Origin of the sequence: Mycobacterium sp. E3251 (assembly GCF_001666835.1) — a bacterium.
In the GTDB taxonomy this organism is placed as follows: domain Bacteria; phylum Actinomycetota; class Actinomycetes; order Mycobacteriales; family Mycobacteriaceae; genus Mycobacterium.
Map to the genome: position 1 here is coordinate 14479 of NZ_LZJF01000204.1, position 15967 is coordinate 30445.

Genomic DNA, 15967 nt, shown 5'->3' on the forward strand with positions numbered 1-15967 from the left:
ATCCTCTAGGAGATACACCGAACCGTGGCAAGCACCGCCGATTTCAAGAACGGACTGGTGCTGGTGATCGACGGCCAGCTCTGGCAGATCGTCGAGTTCCAGCACGTCAAACCGGGCAAGGGCCCGGCTTTCGTGCGCACCAAGCTGAAGAACGTGCTTTCCGGCAAGGTCGTCGACAAGACGTACAACGCCGGCGTGAAGGTGGAGACGGCCACCGTCGACCGGCGCGACACCACCTACCTGTACCGCGACGGCTCAGACTTCGTATTCATGGACAGCCAGGACTACGAGCAGCACCCGCTGCCGGAGTCGCTGGTCGGCGACGCCGCCCGGTTCCTGCTCGAGGGGCTGCCGGTGCAGGTCGCCTTCCACAACGGGGCCCCGCTGTACATCGAGCTGCCGGTGTCGGTCGAGATGGAGGTCACCCACACCGAACCGGGCCTGCAGGGCGACCGGTCCAGCGCCGGCACGAAGCCCGCCACCGTGGAGACGGGGGCGGAGATCCAGGTGCCGCTGTTCATCAACACCGGCGACAAGCTGAAGGTGGACACGCGCGACGGCAGCTATTTGGGGCGCGTCAACGCGTGAGCAGGCCCGTCAGGGGGCGCCATCAGGCCCGCAAGCGTGCCGTCGACCTGTTGTTCGAGGCGGAGGCCCGCGGGATGGGGCCGGCCGAGGTCGTCGACGGGCGCGCCACGCTGGCCGCGGCGAACTCGGAGGTGGCGCCGCTGCAGCCGTACACGGTCGCGGCCGCCCGCGGTGTCGGCGAGCACGCCGCCCACATCGACGACCTGATCAGCTCGCACCTGCAGGGCTGGACGCTGGACCGGCTGCCCGCCGTCGATCGCGCCATCCTGCGGGTCGCGGTGTGGGAGCTGCTCTACGCCGACGACGTCCCGGAGCCGGTAGCCGTGGACGAGGCCGTGCAGCTGGCCAAGGAGCTGTCCACCGACGACTCGCCGGCCTTCGTCAACGGCGTGCTGGGCCAGGTCATGCTGGTGACGCCGCAGATCCGGGCGGCCGCGGCGGCGGTTCGTTCGAGTGCGGCCGGCGCGCCGGAAACCGAGGAACGCCAGGCGTGACGCGGCTGGAGCTGCGCGCCGTCGTCGCGGGGTTGCTCGCCGCGACGGTGGTGCTCGGTGCGGTGGTCTGCGCCGCCTTCGGCTGGACAATCGTCGCGTCGGCGCTGTCGATCTACGCGCTCGCGGTGGGCGCCTGGTTGTATCACTGCGTCGAGCGGCTGATCGTGGCCCGCCGCATCAGCACGGTCCGCACCGCCGCGCGGCCGCTGCAGCCGCTGCTGCCCGTGATGGCCGCGATCATGGGACTCACGCAGTCCGTGGTGCGATCGCTGTCCGACGTCACCGAGTTGCCGGCCCGCCGCTGGGAACTTCCGGTCCTACGCTGGGTGGACAGCACGCGGGCGAACCGGCGCATCCTGGACGCCGAAGAGGGTGACGACGAGCTGAACAGCTGAGGAGAGCTCACGCGAAACGATCACGTGGGCAGCGCGGCGGGGTGAGAATACAAGTCGCTCAGAAGAACAGGTGAGGTCATGACTCGATACACCACCCAGCCGCGACGACTCCGCGTCTCCGCGCTGGCGGCGGTGGCCAACCCGTCCTACGCCCGCGTCGACACGTGGAATCTGCTCGACGACGCGTGCCGCCACCTCGCCGAGGTCGACCTGGCCGGGCTCGACAAGACCCACGACGTGGCCCGGGTGAAACGCCTGATGGACCGCATCGCCGCCTACGAGCGGTACTGGCTGTACCCCGGCGCGGCCAACCTGGCGACCTTCCGCGCGCACCTCGAGAGCCTGTCCACGGTGCGGCTCACCGAAGAGGTTTCCATGGCGGTCCGGCTGCTGAGCGAATACGGCGACCGCGCAGGGCTTTTCGACACCTCGGCGCCGCTTGCCGACCAGGAGCTGGTGGCCCAGGCCAAACAGCAGCAGTTCTACACCGTCCTGCTCGCCGACGACGCGCCCGCGACAGCCCCGGACTGCCTGGCCGAATGCCTGCGGGACCTGCGAAACCCGTCCGACGATGTGCAGTTCGAGATCCTGGTGGTGCCCAGCGTCGAAGACGCCATTACCGCGGTCGCCCTCAACGGCGAGATCCAGGCCGCGATCATCCGCGACGACCTGCCGCTGCGGTCCCGGGACCGGCTGCCGCTGATGAACACCCTGCTGGGGCCCAACGAGGACGCGGGTGACGTCATTCCCGACCGCGCCAACGACTGGGTGGAGTGCGGCGAGTGGATCCGCGAGTTGCGGCCCCACATCGACCTGTATCTGCTCACCGACGAGTCCATCGCGGCGGGCGATGACACCGAGCCCGACGTGTACGACCGGACGTTCTACCGGCTCAACGACGTCACCGACCTGCACAGCACCGTTCTCGCCGGGCTTCGAAACCGTTACGCCACACCGTTTTTCGATGCGCTGCGGGCGTACGCGGCGGCACCGGTCGGCCAATTCCACGCGCTGCCGGTCGCGCGCGGCGCCAGCATCTTCAACTCGAAGTCGTTGCAGGACATGGGCGAGTTCTACGGCCGCAACATCTTCATGGCCGAGACCTCGACCACCTCCGGTGGCCTGGACTCGCTGCTCGACCCGCACGGCAACATCAAGAAGGCGATGGACAAGGCCGCGCACACGTGGAATTCCGACCACACGTATTTCGTCACCAACGGGACGTCCACCGCCAACAAGATCGTCGTCCAGTCCCTGACCCGGCCGGGCGACATCGTGCTGATCGACCGCAACTGCCATAAGTCGCATCACTACGGGCTGGTGCTGGCCGGCGCGTACCCGCTGTACCTGGACGCTTATCCGTTGCCGCAGTTCGCGATTTACGGGGCGGTGTCGCTGCGCACGATCAAGCAGACGCTGCTGGATCTGGAGGCGGCCGGTCAGCTGGACCGGGTGCGCATGCTGCTGCTGACCAACTGCACCTTCGACGGCGTGGTCTACAACCCGCTGCAGGTCATGCTGGAGGTGCTGGCCATCAAGCCGGACATCTGCTTCCTGTGGGACGAGGCGTGGTACGCGTTCGCCACGGCCGTGCCCTGGGCCCGGCAGCGGACGGCGATGGTGTCGGCCGAGCGCGTCGAGCAGATGCTGGCATCGCCGGAATACGCTGCCGAATACCGGGATTGGGCGGCATCGATGGAAGGTGTCGATCGGTCGGAGTGGGTCGACCGCCCGCTGTTGCCCGACCCCGCCCGCGCGCGGGTCCGCGTGTACGCCACACATTCGACGCACAAGTCGCTGTCGGCGCTGCGGCAGGCGTCGATGATCCACGTCCGCGACCAGGATTTCAACGCGCTGGCCCGCGACGCCTTCGGTGAGGCGTTCCTGACGCACACCTCCACCTCACCGAACCAGCAACTCCTGGCCTCGCTGGACCTGGCGCGCCGGCAGGTCGACATCGAGGGCTTCCAGCTGGTCCGGCAGACCTACGACATGGCGTTGGTGTTTCGCCACCGGGTGCGCCGAGACCGGTTGATCAGCAAGTGGTTCCGCATCCTCGACGAGTCCGATCTGGTGCCCGAGGAGTTCCGGGCATCCTCGGTGAGTTCCTACCGCCAGGTCCGGCAGGGGGCGCTGGCCGAGTGGAACGAGGCGTGGCGGTCCGACCAGTTCGTGCTGGATGCGACGCGGGTGACCTTGTTCGTCGGCAAGACGGGGATGAACGGATATGACTTCCGCGAGAAGATCCTGATGGACCGATTCGGCATCCAGATCAACAAGACGTCGATCAACAGCGTGCTGTTGATCTTCACCATCGGTGTGACGTGGTCGAGCGTGCATTATCTGCTTGACGTATTGCGCAGGGTGGCAATCGATTTCGACCGCGCCGAGAACGCCGCCAGCGTCGCCGACCGGGCGTTACAGGAGCGCCACGTCGAGGAGATCACGCAGGACCTGCCGCACCTGCCCGACTTCAGCGAGTTCGACGTGGCCTTCCGGCCGGTGGACGCGTGCATCTTCGGCGACATGCGGTCGGCCTTCTACGCCGGCTACGAGGAGTCCGATCGCGAGCACGTGCTGATCGGCATGGCGGGCCGGCGGTTGGCGGAGGGCAAGACGCTGGTGTCCACCACGTTCGTGGTGCCCTACCCGCCGGGCTTCCCGGTGTTGGTCCCCGGTCAAGTGGTGTCCAAGGAGATCATCTACTTCCTGGCCCAGCTCGACGTGAAGGAGATCCACGGCTACAACCCCGACCTGGGGCTGTCGGTGTTCACCGAGGCGGCGCTGGCGCGGATGGAGGCCCAGCGGAACGCGGCGCTGGCGGCCGTCGGTACCGCGTATCCCTCGTTCGAGTTGCCGTCGGATGCCTCGGGCATGAACGGCAACGGCGACCGCGCCGCGCGAGCCGTCAGCGAAGGCGCCTGAGGCTAGGGACGCGGCGGGGCAGGCGTTTGTGGTGCAGGTGGCGGCCAGCCGAGTTCGCCTGCCCGGATCCCTCGGGTGATCTCGTCGCTCCGGACCGGGCTGCCGCCCGGCGCAGTCTCCGGACAGCTGCAGCTGAGGGTGCTGAACGGGCTCGAGCCGGCGCCCGCGGGCGCCGCTGCCACCAGCCCCGAGCCGACGGCGATGGCGGCGTAGACCAGCATTCGTGTCGTCGCGCGGTTCTTGTGACGCGCCGGGCGTGCGGTACCTCTCATGACGGTGTCAGCCTAGGAGCCGATCGCTGAGAAGCCGCTGAGAAGCGCGCTGAGCTCGGTGTTTCCCGGCGGTGTGCGGCCCTGCAGAATCGGGAGTGTGCAGTTGCGTCGTCTCCCGCACTGGGGCATCGCCGCCCGCTCGGCCGCCGTGTCGGCGATGGTGGTGCTCTGTGCGCTCCTTCTGGCCGGCGCAGCGCTGGACGCGTTCCTGTATCGGTCGCTACTGGTGGGCGTCGATTATGCCGCCGCCGAAAGGGTTCGCGACCTGGCGAAGGCGCTGCAGACCGAGCCGCCGGCCGGCCTCGACAACGCCCTCTTCAGCACCGACCAACGGGTGGTCGCCGTCCAGGTGGTTGCCGCGGACGGCACGGTGGTGAAGCGGTCGCGCTCCGCGCCGCGCACATCGCTGGTGCCCGTCACCACCTTCGGCGCCGCTCTGCGTCGGGGCCTGTCGGACGACGCGGTGGCGGGTGACGACATGCGCGTCAGCGGTCAGCGGGTCGCCACCGCGGCCGGGGATTACGCGGTGATCGTGGGAGGGGGAAGCCAGGCGGTCGAGGAGACCGCGCGGACCGTCGCCCTGCTGCTGGCGGCCGGCGCGCCCGTCGTCATCGCGGGGGCGGCGGTCGCGACGTTCCTGCTGGTTCGCCGGTCGCTGCGATCGGTGGACGCGATCCGCGCGCACGTGGCCGAGATCTCGACCTCCGATCTCGCCGAGCGGGTACCGGTGCCCAACGGCCGCGACGAGATCGCGGCCCTGGCGGTGACCATGAACCGGATGCTGTCCCGTATCGAGGCGGGCCACCGCGCGCAACAGCGTTTCATCGGCGACGCGTCGCACGAACTCCGTAGTCCACTGGCCACCATCATCTCCGGACTGGAAGTCGCCGAGGCCCACCCAGATCTGCTCGACGCCGAGTTGGCGGTCAACACCCTGCTTCCCGAAGCACAACGCATGCACGCGCTGATTGAAGACCTGCTGCTGCTGGCCCGCGCCGACGAGCAGAGCCTGGTGCGGCGCACGGAAGTACTCGCCCTCGATGAGATCGCCGACGTCGAGGTCGCCCGCGCGCGACGCGAGGCAAGCTGCGCGATCGACACCGACATCGGCCCGGTGCGGTGCATCGGCGACCCGATGGCCATCTCGCGGATGATCCGCAACCTGGTGGAAAACGCTGTCCGCCATGCCACTTCGCGTGTCGCCGTGGAAGTCGGCAGCGTTGACGGGACGGCGATCGTTACCGTCAGCGATGACGGCCCGGGGATCGGCCCGGGTGACCGGGCCCGGGTGTTCGAGCGCTTCGTGCGCCTGGATACCGACCGTGCCCGCAGCGGCGGGGGAGCGGGTCTGGGGCTCGCGATCGTCGCCGAGGTGGTCGGCGCTCACGGCGGCTCGGTCACCATCGAGGACCGGCCGGGCGGCGGAACCCGGATGGTGGTGTCCCTGCCGCTGGGCGACCCTCAGCACAGCAGCCGGTAGCCGACGCCCCGAATCGTTTCGATTGTGTTGGTGCCGAAGGGAATATCGATCTTGCGGCGCAGATACCCTACGTAAACCTCGACCACGTTGTCGGGACCGCGGTAGTGCGCATCCCACACGTTGTGCAGTATCTCGGCCTTGGTCACGACCATGTCCTTGTTGCGCATGAGGAATTCGAGCACCCCGAATTCCCTGGGGGTCAACGCGATCGGGGTTGAGTCACGGTGCACGGTGTGCCGCGCGGGGTCCAGGCGCAGCGACCCCGCGGTCAGCACCGCGGGCCGCTCCGGCACACCGCGGCGCATCAGCGCGCGCAGCCGCGCCACCAGCACCCGAAACGAGAACGGTTTGGTCAGGTAGTCGTCGGCTCCGAGGTCGAAGGCGTCGGTTTCGTCGTACTCGCCGTCCTTGGCGGTGAGCATCAGGACCGGCGTCCAGACGTTCTGCGCCCGCATTCGGCGCAGCACCTCGTATCCGCTGTGGCCGGGCAGCATGATGTCGAGGATCACCACGTCGAAGCCGGTGTCGACCGCCTCCCGTAGGCCGTCGACGCCGGTGCCCACGGCCACGACGACGAATCCCTCCGCCTTCAGCCCCCGAGCGAGGGTGGCCGACAGCCGCGCTTCGTCCTCGACGAGAAGGACTCTCATGCGATTACGCCTCTTCGTGGGCCGCGCCCGGGTGGTGTCCCGGACGCTGCGGCAGGACGACGATCAACGCCACGATGATCGCCGCGAGCACGGCCGAGGCCAGCGGGCGGCTCAGGTTGAGGCCGCCGTCGGCGACCGGCTTGTCGATGAAGTCGCCGATCGTCGCGCCCAGTGGACGGGTCAGGATGAACGCGACCCAGAACAAGGCGACACGGGATAAGGCGGTCCAATAGTAGAGCCCGATGACCACGGCAAGGCCGGCGGCGAACACCAACGCCCCGCGCTCGTAACCGAATCCGCGCGTGTCGGCGAGCCAGTCGCCCAGCGCGGTGCCCAGGGTCTGCGAGAACGTGATGGTTGCCCAATAGAAGGCCTCGACTTTCGGCGTCGAGACGGTGGTGACCGACACGGTGCCCTCCGACCAACGCCACAGGCCCAAGGTGGCCAGCAGGCAACCCAGGAGCAAGAGCGACCCGCCGGTGTAGCCGATGCCGAGCGATCGGTCGGCGAAGTCGGCCAGCGTCGTGCCGAATGTCGTCGAGGCCACGATCGTCGCCCAGTACAGGCTCGCATGGAAGCGCTTGGCGAAGATCTGAGCGGCGACCAGCACCACCAGCGCGACCCCGAAGAGGGCGACCCCGGCCGCGTAGCCCCAGTTCAGCGTCATCGTGACGGTGTCGCCGCCCGTCTCGCCCAACGTGGTCGCCAAGATCTTGATGATCCAGAAGCCCAGGGTGACCGCAGGCACTTTGGTCAACGCTTGCCGCGAAACGTCACTCATCCACAGTCATCTTCCGCTGTCGTCGTTGATGCATTCCTAGGGTAGTCGCGCTGAGAAATCGCTGAGCGCGCGGATAAGAAACCACTGTGTCCACACTATGAATCGCCGTCTCGGATGGCCGTCCCGTCGAGATGCCAAACATCAGGGTGCACAAAGCAGTTCGCAGTTGAGGCCACGGCGGCCAGCGCGTGAAAGCTGAGTCCTGGATGTCAATTGCCTTAGCGGGCAATAAGTTACAGCGCTCTCGGCGTCAAGCGCCGGATGAACGTCGTGTCACGATGGTCTACATGCTTTCCGGGGCCGGTAGCGCGAGTCAACTGGGCGCGGGTGCGCGCTGGTCGGTCATGGTCGTCTCCTTGGGCGTGACGGCAACGTCGTTCCTGTTCATCAATGGCGTTGCGTTCCTGATCCCGTCGCTGCAGGCGCGCCGCGGCATCCCGTTGACCGAAGCCGGCCTGGTGTCGTCGATGCCGAGCTGGGGGATGGTGATGACGCTAGTGCTCTGGGGCTGGGTGCTGGACCGCGTCGGCGAGCGGCTGGTGCTGACGGCGGGCTCGGCGCTCACGGCGGCCGCGGCCTACGCCGCGGCGTCGGCCCATTCGATGGTGGCCATCGGGGTCTTCCTCTTTCTCGGCGGGATGGCCGCGGCCAGCTGTAACACCGCCGGTGGGCGGCTGGTGTCCGCGTGGTTCCCGTCGCACCAACGGGGCCTGGCGATGGGAATCCGCCAGACTGCGCAGCCGTTGGGGATCGCGTTGGGCGCGTTGGTGATCCCGGAGCTGGCTGAGCGCGGCCCCCGTTCGGGGCTGATGTTCCTCGCGCTGATGTGCACGCTGGCGGCAGCGGCCAGTGCGCTGGGTATCGTCGACCCGCCGCGGAAATCCCGCCGGGCAGCCACCCACACGGAATTGGCGAGCCCGTATCGCGGGTCGTTCGTGCTGTGGCGGATTCATGCGGTGGGCGCCCTGCTGATGATGCCGCAAACGGTGACCGTGACGTTCATGCTCGTGTGGCTGATGAATCGCCATGGCTGGTCGGTCGCGGCGGCAGGCGGTCTGGTCACCATGTGTCAGCTGTTGGGCGCGGTGGGGCGAATCGCGGTCGGGCGGTGGTCGGATCGCGCCGGCTCGCGGATGCGGCCGGTCCGCAGCATCGCCATCGCCGCCGCGCTGGCGCTGTTCCTGCTCGCCCTCACCGACGGCGCCGGCTCGGGCTACGACGTGTTGCTCATGGTCGCCATCGCGGTGATCGCGATGCTCGACAATGGGCTCGAGGCCACCGCCATCACCGAGTTCGCCGGCCCATTCTGGAGCGGGCGCGCGCTGGGGGTGCAGAACACCACTCAGCGGCTGGTGGCCGCCGCGGGGCCGCCACTTTTCGGCGCGCTGATCGCCGCAGCCGAATACCCGCCCGCCTGGGCGCTTTGCGCGCTGTTCCCCTTGGCGGCCGTCCCCCTGGTGCCCACCCGGCCGGCCGGCCCGGACGCCGGAGGCGGTTCCGCTCACGGGGATTGGAAAGAGGAGGTCGTCGCCGGGGTGGCGCAATGACCCCGCGGGCCGCCATTTCTGCTGGTCGCCGTCGAACGACGCCCGGCGCAATGCGCCGAGGGGGCGTCGCGCACCCGCATCGCGCGCCCAAAAAACGCCCGTGAGCTGGGTTAGCGTGGCCGCGTGGCACAACCGATCAGCAGCGGACCCCGGGCCGATCGCGCCCGCCGGGTGGCCGACGTGTTGCGCCAGCAGATCCACGCCGACGCCTACCCCGACGGCTTGCCGGCCGAGCAACAGCTAGCGACCGAATTCCTGGTGTCGCGCAACACCATCCGCGAGGCGCTTGCCGTGCTCAAGCACGAGGGGCTGATCGACCGCGGACCCAAGGTCGGCACGCACGTCGCCCAGCGCAAATACGAGCACGGCCTGGACACGCTGCTCGGCCTGAAGGAAACGTTCAAGAACCTCGGCGAGGTGCGCAACGAGGTTCGCGCCGCGATGCCCGTCACCGCGCCGCCGTCGGTGGCCCGCCGGTTGCGGCTGCAACCGGGCGAGCAGGCGGTGTTCATCGAGCGATTGCGCTACCTCGGCGACCTGCCGCTCAGCCTGGACCTGACCTATCTGACACCGGATATCGGGGCCCGGGTGCTGGGCCATCCGCTCGAGACCAACGACTTGTTCGCGCTCATCGAAGAGGTCAGCGGTCAGCGGCTTGGTTCTGCGGCCCTGGCGCTGGAGGCCATCCCGGCCGACGCGCACTCCGCGGCCACCCTGCAGGTGCCCGACGGCGCGGCGCTGCTCATGTTGGAGCGGGTCACCAGTCTCGCCGACGGAACCCCCGTCGATTTGGAGTACATCCGGATGCGTGGCGATCGAATCACCATGCGAGGCAGCCTGATAAGGAGCGACACATGACGTTGATCCACAACACCCGGGCCGACGTGCCGGTGACGATCGACGAGTCGTTGTGTATCGATGGCTGCACCCTGTGCGTCGAGGTCTGCCCGCTGGACGCGCTGGCCATCAACCCCGACACCGGCAAGGCGTACATGCATGTCGACGAGTGCTGGTACTGCGGACCCTGCGCGGCTCGCTGTCCGACCGGCGCCGTCACGGTCAACATGCCCTATCTGCTCCGCTGAACCCGAAGAATCCCCATGAAAAAGCAAGCCGTCCGGCTGCTTTCGGTGGCGCTCACGATCGCCGTGTCCGCCACCGGATGCTCGCTGGAATCCTTCTCGCAATCCTCCGGTGTGGTCGACGTCGTGGTGGGATACCAATCCAAGACCATCAACACCGTCACCGCCGGCACGCTGCTACGCGCGCAGGGTTACCTCGAGCACCGGCTGAACGACATCACCACCCGAACGGGGACCAGATACGCGGTCCGCTGGCAGGATTACGACACCGGCGCCCCGATCACCGCCCAGATGCTCGCCGAGAAGATCGACATCGGCTCGATGGGCGATTATCCGATGCTGATCAACGGCTCCAAGACGCAGGCCAACCCCCTGGCCCGCACCGAGATGGTGTCGGTCACCGGCTACAACCCCAAGGGCGCACTGAACATGGTTGTGGTGCAGCCTGATTCGCCCGCGACGGGCCTGGCGGACCTGGCTGGCAGCAAGGTCTCGGCTAGCGTGGGATCCGCGGGCCACGGGACGTTGGTCCGCGCGCTGGGCAGGGCCGGCATCACCGGCGTCGAAGTGCTCAACCAGCAGCCGCAGGTCGGCGCATCCGCGCTGGAATCCGGTCAGGTGAAGGGGCTTTCGCAGTTCGTCGCGTGGCCCGGGCTGCTGGTCTACCAGGGCAAGGCGCGGCTGCTCTACGACGGGGCCGAGCTGAACCTGCCCACCCTGCACGGTGTGGTGGTGCGGCGCTCGTACGCGTCGGCGCACCCGGAGGTGCTGGCGGCGTTCCTGCAGGCGCAATTGGATGCCACCGATTTCCTCAACGGCAAGCCGCTGGAGGCCGCGCGCATCGTCGCGCAGGCCAGCGGGTTGCCGCAGGAGGTGGTGTACCTCTACAACGGCCCCGGCGGGACGTCGTTCGACCCCACGCTCAAGCCTGCGCTCGTCGAGGCCTTGAAAAGCGATGTGCCCTACCTGAAGTCGATCGGCGACTTCGCCGACCTCGACGTCACCAAGTTCGCGGTGGACGATCCGCTGCGCGCGGTGTTCGCCGCCCGCGGGCTGGACTACGCCGCGGCCCGGACCCGAACCGCCAACCCGTCCGTCCTGTCCGGCGACCCGGCGGTGGCCAGCGAGCTATGGCTGGACGGGGCCGACACGACGCAAACGGTCGCCAACCCCACCGGCTTGCTGCGCGCGGTCGCCGACGCCACCGCCCGCGGGGGCAAGGTCCGGGCGGCCTACGTTCCCGACGCCGAACTGGGCACCCGGTGGTTCGCGGACAAGGCGGTCTGGGTCAAGGACGGTCCGAACTACCTGCCGTTCGGCACCCAGACCGGGGCGCAGCGTTATCTGGCGGGGCACCCCGGCGGCACCGTCATGAATTACCAACAGGCATTGGGAGGTTCGGTATGACCGCAGAAGTGGTGGCGGACCAAGTCCTTGGCGTGATCTCGGCACCCACGCCCGCACGGCCGCGACGATCGTCCTCGCGGTGGCCATCGCGGCTGCTTCGGCTGGTGTCGGTCGCGGCCGCGATCGGATTGTGGCAGTTGCTCACCGCCGGCAAGGTGCGGCTGTTGCTGCGGTTCGACACGTTGCCGACGGTCACGCAGATCGTGCACGCGCTGCAGCGCCGGCTCGGGGCGGGCGAGTACTGGCTTGACCTGGCGCAGTCGCTGATCCGCATCCTCACCGGCTTCGGCCTGGCCGCCGCGGTCGGCCTCGCCACCGGTGTGCTGCTGGGCCGTTCGCGGTTGTTCGCCGACCTGTTCGGTCCGCTGGCCGAGCTCGCCCGGCCCATCCCGGCGATCGCGATGGTGCCGGTGGCGATCCTGCTGTTCCCCACCGACGAGGCGGGCATCGTGTTCATCACCTTCCTCGCCGCCTACTTCCCGATCATGGTCAGCACCCGGCACGCGGTGCGGGCGCTGCCCACGCTTTGGGAGGAATCGGTGCGCACGCTGGGCGGCGGCCGGTGGGAGGTGCTCACCCAGGTGGTGCTGCCGGGCATCCTGCCCGGCGTGTTCGGGGGTCTGTCGGTCGGCATGGGGGTGGCCTGGATCTGTGTCATCTCCGCCGAGATGATCTCGGGCCGTCTCGGCGTCGGCTACCGCACCTGGCAGGACTACACGGTGCTGGCCTACCCCCAGGTGTTCGTCGGCATCATCACCATCGGCGTGCTCGGGTTCGCCACGTCGGCGGCCGTCGAACTCGTGGGCCGGCGGGTGACCCGCTGGTTGCCCCGCGCACAGGAAGGGCAGCGATGAAAGCCATCGGTTTGGAACTGGACGCGGTTCGGTTGTCCTACACCGGAACCCCCGTGATCGACGGGCTGAGTCTGACGGTGCGGCCGGGGGAGATCCTGGTGCTGACCGGACCGTCGGGCTGCGGCAAGTCGACGCTGCTGCGTGCCCTGGCCGGGCTGCTGCGGCCCGACCAGGGCCGGGTGCTGGCCGACGGCGTCGAGGTCACCGCGACCTCCGGCGATCGCGGCATGGTGTTCCAGGACAATGCGCTGCTGCCGTGGCGGACGGTGCGGTCCAACATCGAGCTGGCACTGCGGCTGCGCGGTGAACCCCGCGCCACCCGGCGCGCGCAGGCCGAGCGCTGGATCGACGAGCTCGGGCTCGCGGGTTTCGGTCACTTCCTGCCCAAGAGCCTGTCCGGCGGGATGCGCCAACGGGTCCAGCTGGCCCGCGGACTGGCGGGCGCGCCGCGCGCGGTCATGATGGACGAGCCCTTCGGCGCCCTGGACACCCAGACCCGGGCCGCCATGCAGCGGTTGCTGGTCGACACCTGGCGCACCCATCCCACGACGATCGTCTTCGTCACCCACGACGTCGACGAGGCGCTGGCACTGGGCGACCGGATCGTCGTGCTGGGCCGCGCCGGCGAGCCGCTGCGCGCGTCGATCGACGTGCCCGATCCCCGGAGCGACCGGCCCAGGGCCGATCTGCGCGCGGAAGTCATTGCGGGCCTTGGTGATTTGGTGGCGGCATGATGGATATCCCGGACCCGGCCACACCCGTGCGCCTCGACTGTGACGTGCTGGTCATCGGCGGCGGCACCGCGGGCACCATGGCGGCGCTGTCGGCCGCCGAGCACGGCGCGCAGGTGCTGCTGCTGGAGAAGGCCCATGTGCGGCACTCCGGCGCGCTGGCGATGGGGATGGACGGCGTCAACAACGCCGTCATACCCGGCAAGGCCGAACCCGAGGACTACGTCGCCGAAATCACCCGCGCCAACGACGGAATCGTCAACCAGCGCACCATCTATCAGACCGCCAGCCGCGGTTTTGCGATGGTGCAGCGGCTGGAACGGTACGGGGTGAAGTTCGAGAAGGACGAACACGGCGAGTACGCCGTGCGCCGGGTGCACCGGTCGGGCTCCTACGTGCTGCCGATGCCGGAGGGCAAGGACGTCAAGAAGGCGCTGTACCGGGTGCTGCGGCAAAGGTCGATGCGGGAGCGGATCCGCATCGAGAACCGGCTGATGCCGGTGCGCGTGCTGACGTCCGGCGGCCGCGCCGTGGGCGCCGCCGCCTTGCACACCCGCACCGGCGAATTCGTCGCCGTCGGCGCCAAGGCGGTGATCCTGGCCACCGGGGCGTGCGGGCGGCTGGGCCTGCCGGCGTCCGGTTACCTCTACGGCACGTACGAAAACCCGACGAACGCCGGCGACGGGTATGCGATGGCCTACCACGCGGGCGCGGAACTGTCGGGAATCGAGTGCTTTCAAGTCAATCCGCTGATCAAGGACTACAACGGCCCGGCGTGCGCCTACGTGGCCAACCCGTTCGGGGGCTACCAGGTCAACGCGCACGGCGAACGGTTCGTGGACTCCGACTACTGGTCGGGCCAGATGATGTCCGAGGTGAAAAGCGAGATCGACTCGGCCCGCGGACCCATCTACCTCAAGGTCTCCCACCTGCCCGACGAGACGCTGACCGCGCTGGAGAACATCCTGCACACCACCGAGCGGCCGACCCGCGGCACCTTCCACACCAACCGCGGGCACGACTACCGCACCCACGACATCGAGATGCACATCTCCGAAATCGGCTTGTGCAGCGGCCATTCGGCGTCGGGCGTGTGGGTCGACGAACACGCCCGCACCACGGTGCCCGGGCTGTACGCGGCCGGGGACCTGGCCTGTGTACCGCACAACTACATGATCGGGGCGTTCGTCTTCGGCGATCTCGCCGGCACCGACGCCGCCTCCTCGAGCGCGGACATCGCCGCGCCGCAACAACTCCCGGAAGACCAGTTGCGCGCCGCCCACGAGCTGATCTACCGGCCGCTGCGGCATCCGGACGGGCCACCGCAACCGCAGGTCGAATACAAGCTGCGGCGGTTCGTCAACGACTATGTGGCGCCGCCGAAGACGGCGGCAAAGCTGTCCATCGCCGTGCGCACCTTCGACCGAATGCGCGCGGAGATCGCCGAGATGGGGGCGAGGAACCCGCACGAGCTGATGCGCGCCGTCGAGGTGTCCTTCATCCGGGACTGCGCCGAGATGGCCGCGCGCTCCTCGCTCACCCGCACCGAATCGCGTTGGGGCCTCTACCACGATCGCGCCGACCTGCCGGTCCGGGACGACAGCGAGTGGGGCTATCACCTCAACCTTCGCAAAGACGGCGACGGCGCGATGGTGTTCCTCAAGCGGCCGGTGGCCCCCTATTTCGTGCCGGTGCCGGAGCTGGACGGCCTGCCGCCCGCCGACCAGACGGTGCAGGAGGTGGAGCAGCCGCCGCTGGTCGGTGGCCAGGCCCCGGCCACCAACCGGTCCCGAATCGACGTCGCCCCAGCGGGTTTCGAGCCGCCCTCGCCGCGCATCGCGGAGGTCCTCGCCCTCGAGGAGCCGACGATCGCCACGCTGCGGCCGTACCTGGCCGACCGGGATCCGGCGGTGCGCCGCACGGCCGTGGTCACGCTCACCGAGCACACCCCCGACGGGTACGCGCCCGCGCTGATCGCGGCGCTGGACGACGCGGATGCCGCAGTGCGGCGCACCGGCGCCGGCGGGATCCGCGAACTGGTCGAGGTGTTGCCCGAGCCGGGCGAGGTCCGGCCGGGGTTGAACTCCGGCGACATGGTGGTGCGAGCGGCCGCCCTCTACGTGCTGGCCGCGCGGCGGGTCGGCGACGCCGAGCACTACCGCCGCGCGGTGAGCGATCCCGACCACCGGGTGCGCATCGAGGCGGTGCGGGCGCTGGTGTCCGTCGACGACGTGGCCGGGGTGGTCGCCGCGACCCGCGACGAGAGCCGGGAGGTCCGGATCGCGGCGGCCGCCGGTCTGGCGACCCTGCGCGGCGGTGGCGAGGCGGTCAGCGCGCTGATCGCCGACCCGGACCCGTTGGTGCGCGCGGCCGCGCTGGCCGCACTGGGCGAAATAGGCTGCGGCGCCGACGATTTCCCCGCCGTGGCGACGGCCTTAAGCGCACCGGCCTGGCAGGTGCGGGAGGGCGCCGCGCGCGCCCTGGCGGGCGCGCCGGCCGACGTTGCGGTCCCGGCGCTGGCCGAGGCGCTCGCCGACGCCCACCTGGACGTGCGCAAGGCGGCCGTGCTGAGCCTGACCCGCTGGGCGGGCGAACCGGCCGCGCGGGACGCGCTCGGGGTCGCGCTCAAGGACAGCGACGCCGACGTGCGGGCCTACGCGCGCCGGGCGCTGGACGAAGCCGGGTAGCCGATCGAGTGTGCGCTCACGGCTTTGAGTGTGCGTTCGGGGCGGCGACACGCCGGTGACTCCCGCCCTGGACG

Annotated in this window: 15 protein-coding genes; 13 read left to right on the forward strand and 2 right to left on the reverse strand. The window is 69.3% G+C overall.

Annotated features, from left to right (window positions below; all coding sequences use genetic code 11):
* The first annotated feature begins 24 nt into the window (after nucleotides 1-24).
* The 6 genes from efp to A5697_RS26630 all read left to right on the forward strand — a co-directional run bounded on the left by efp (nucleotide 25) and on the right by A5697_RS26630 (nucleotide 6154).
* The gene (gene efp / locus A5697_RS26610; RefSeq protein ID WP_007171952.1) at nucleotides 25-588 is read left to right on the forward strand and encodes an elongation factor P; all 564 of its coding nucleotides are present in this window, start codon (nucleotides 25-27) and stop codon (nucleotides 586-588) included.
* Nucleotides 585-1082, forward strand: coding sequence for a transcription antitermination factor NusB (nusB, locus tag A5697_RS26615; RefSeq protein ID WP_067944678.1), 498 nt, complete (start codon nucleotides 585-587; stop codon nucleotides 1080-1082). Before efp ends, nusB begins: the two co-directional genes overlap by 4 nt.
* Nucleotides 1079-1477 carry an antitermination protein NusB gene (locus A5697_RS26620; RefSeq protein ID WP_067944677.1) on the forward strand — a complete coding sequence of 133 codons (399 nt, stop codon included), beginning with the start codon at nucleotides 1079-1081 and terminating at the stop codon, nucleotides 1475-1477. The genes nusB and A5697_RS26620 overlap by 4 nt, the downstream gene beginning before the upstream one ends.
* Before the next feature lie 78 nt (nucleotides 1478-1555).
* Nucleotides 1556-4402 (forward strand): aminotransferase class I/II-fold pyridoxal phosphate-dependent enzyme, encoded by a 2847-nt coding sequence (locus A5697_RS26625; RefSeq protein ID WP_068012739.1) that lies wholly within the window; start codon nucleotides 1556-1558, stop codon nucleotides 4400-4402.
* Between the two features lie 75 nt (nucleotides 4403-4477).
* Nucleotides 4478-4615: a hypothetical protein gene (locus tag A5697_RS27920; protein ID WP_156673464.1), complete on the forward strand. Its 138-nt coding sequence runs from the start codon at nucleotides 4478-4480 to the stop codon at nucleotides 4613-4615.
* A gap of 117 nt (nucleotides 4616-4732) precedes the next feature.
* Complete coding sequence (locus tag A5697_RS26630) at nucleotides 4733-6154, forward strand: HAMP domain-containing sensor histidine kinase (protein ID WP_067944675.1); 1422 nt, start codon at nucleotides 4733-4735, stop codon at nucleotides 6152-6154.
* Here the strand turns inward: A5697_RS26630 and A5697_RS26635 are convergent.
* Complete coding sequence (locus A5697_RS26635; protein WP_067944674.1) at nucleotides 6136-6804, reverse strand: response regulator transcription factor; 669 nt, start codon at nucleotides 6802-6804, stop codon at nucleotides 6136-6138. The genes A5697_RS26630 and A5697_RS26635 overlap by 19 nt on opposite strands.
* 4 nt (nucleotides 6805-6808) lie before the next feature.
* A complete protein-coding gene (locus A5697_RS26640; protein ID WP_067944673.1) occupies nucleotides 6809-7585 on the reverse strand; it encodes a hypothetical protein in 777 nt (258 codons plus the stop codon).
* Between the two features lie 287 nt (nucleotides 7586-7872).
* Here A5697_RS26640 and A5697_RS26645 point away from each other — a divergent pair, with 287 nt between their 5' ends.
* The 7 genes from A5697_RS26645 (at nucleotide 7873) to A5697_RS26675 (ending at nucleotide 15893) form a co-directional block, all read left to right on the forward strand.
* On the forward strand, nucleotides 7873-9132 hold the full coding sequence (locus A5697_RS26645; RefSeq protein ID WP_156673465.1) for an MFS transporter: 1260 nt from the start codon (nucleotides 7873-7875) through the stop codon (nucleotides 9130-9132).
* A gap of 123 nt (nucleotides 9133-9255) precedes the next feature.
* On the forward strand, nucleotides 9256-9990 hold the full coding sequence (locus A5697_RS26650; protein WP_067944672.1) for a GntR family transcriptional regulator: 735 nt from the start codon (nucleotides 9256-9258) through the stop codon (nucleotides 9988-9990).
* Nucleotides 9987-10217, forward strand: a complete 231-nt coding sequence (locus A5697_RS26655; protein WP_067265113.1) for a ferredoxin family protein — start codon at nucleotides 9987-9989, stop codon at nucleotides 10215-10217. Before A5697_RS26650 ends, A5697_RS26655 begins: the two co-directional genes overlap by 4 nt.
* Before the next feature lie 15 nt (nucleotides 10218-10232).
* Complete coding sequence (locus tag A5697_RS26660; protein ID WP_067944671.1) at nucleotides 10233-11621, forward strand: ABC transporter substrate-binding protein; 1389 nt, start codon at nucleotides 10233-10235, stop codon at nucleotides 11619-11621.
* Nucleotides 11618-12475 carry an ABC transporter permease gene (locus tag A5697_RS26665; protein WP_068012741.1) on the forward strand — a complete coding sequence of 286 codons (858 nt, stop codon included), beginning with the start codon at nucleotides 11618-11620 and terminating at the stop codon, nucleotides 12473-12475. The genes A5697_RS26660 and A5697_RS26665 overlap by 4 nt, the downstream gene beginning before the upstream one ends.
* The gene (locus tag A5697_RS26670) at nucleotides 12472-13209 is read left to right on the forward strand and encodes an ABC transporter ATP-binding protein (protein ID WP_067944670.1); all 738 of its coding nucleotides are present in this window, start codon (nucleotides 12472-12474) and stop codon (nucleotides 13207-13209) included. Before A5697_RS26665 ends, A5697_RS26670 begins: the two co-directional genes overlap by 4 nt.
* Nucleotides 13206-15893, forward strand: a complete 2688-nt coding sequence (locus A5697_RS26675; RefSeq protein WP_156673466.1) for a fumarate reductase/succinate dehydrogenase flavoprotein subunit — start codon at nucleotides 13206-13208, stop codon at nucleotides 15891-15893. The genes A5697_RS26670 and A5697_RS26675 overlap by 4 nt, the downstream gene beginning before the upstream one ends.
* Nucleotides 15894-15967 lie beyond the last annotated feature (74 nt).

Excerpts from the sequence above, each read along its gene's own strand:
- A5697_RS26640 (WP_067944673.1), bottom strand. The coding sequence starts at position 7,585 with ATGAGTGACGTTTCGCGGCAAGCGTTGACCAAAGTGCCTGCGGTCACC.
- A5697_RS26655 (WP_067265113.1), top strand. The coding sequence starts at position 9,987 with ATGACGTTGATCCACAACACCCGGGCCGACGTGCCGGTGACGATCGAC.
- A5697_RS26625 (WP_068012739.1), top strand. The coding sequence starts at position 1,556 with ATGACTCGATACACCACCCAGCCGCGACGACTCCGCGTCTCCGCGCTG.
- A5697_RS26645 (WP_156673465.1), top strand. The coding sequence starts at position 7,873 with ATGCTTTCCGGGGCCGGTAGCGCGAGTCAACTGGGCGCGGGTGCGCGC.
- A5697_RS26670 (WP_067944670.1), top strand. The coding sequence starts at position 12,472 with ATGAAAGCCATCGGTTTGGAACTGGACGCGGTTCGGTTGTCCTACACC.
- A5697_RS26665 (WP_068012741.1), top strand. The coding sequence starts at position 11,618 with ATGACCGCAGAAGTGGTGGCGGACCAAGTCCTTGGCGTGATCTCGGCA.
- A5697_RS26675 (WP_156673466.1), top strand. The coding sequence starts at position 13,206 with ATGATGGATATCCCGGACCCGGCCACACCCGTGCGCCTCGACTGTGAC.
- A5697_RS26635 (WP_067944674.1), bottom strand. The coding sequence starts at position 6,804 with ATGAGAGTCCTTCTCGTCGAGGACGAAGCGCGGCTGTCGGCCACCCTC.
- A5697_RS26660 (WP_067944671.1), top strand. The coding sequence starts at position 10,233 with ATGAAAAAGCAAGCCGTCCGGCTGCTTTCGGTGGCGCTCACGATCGCC.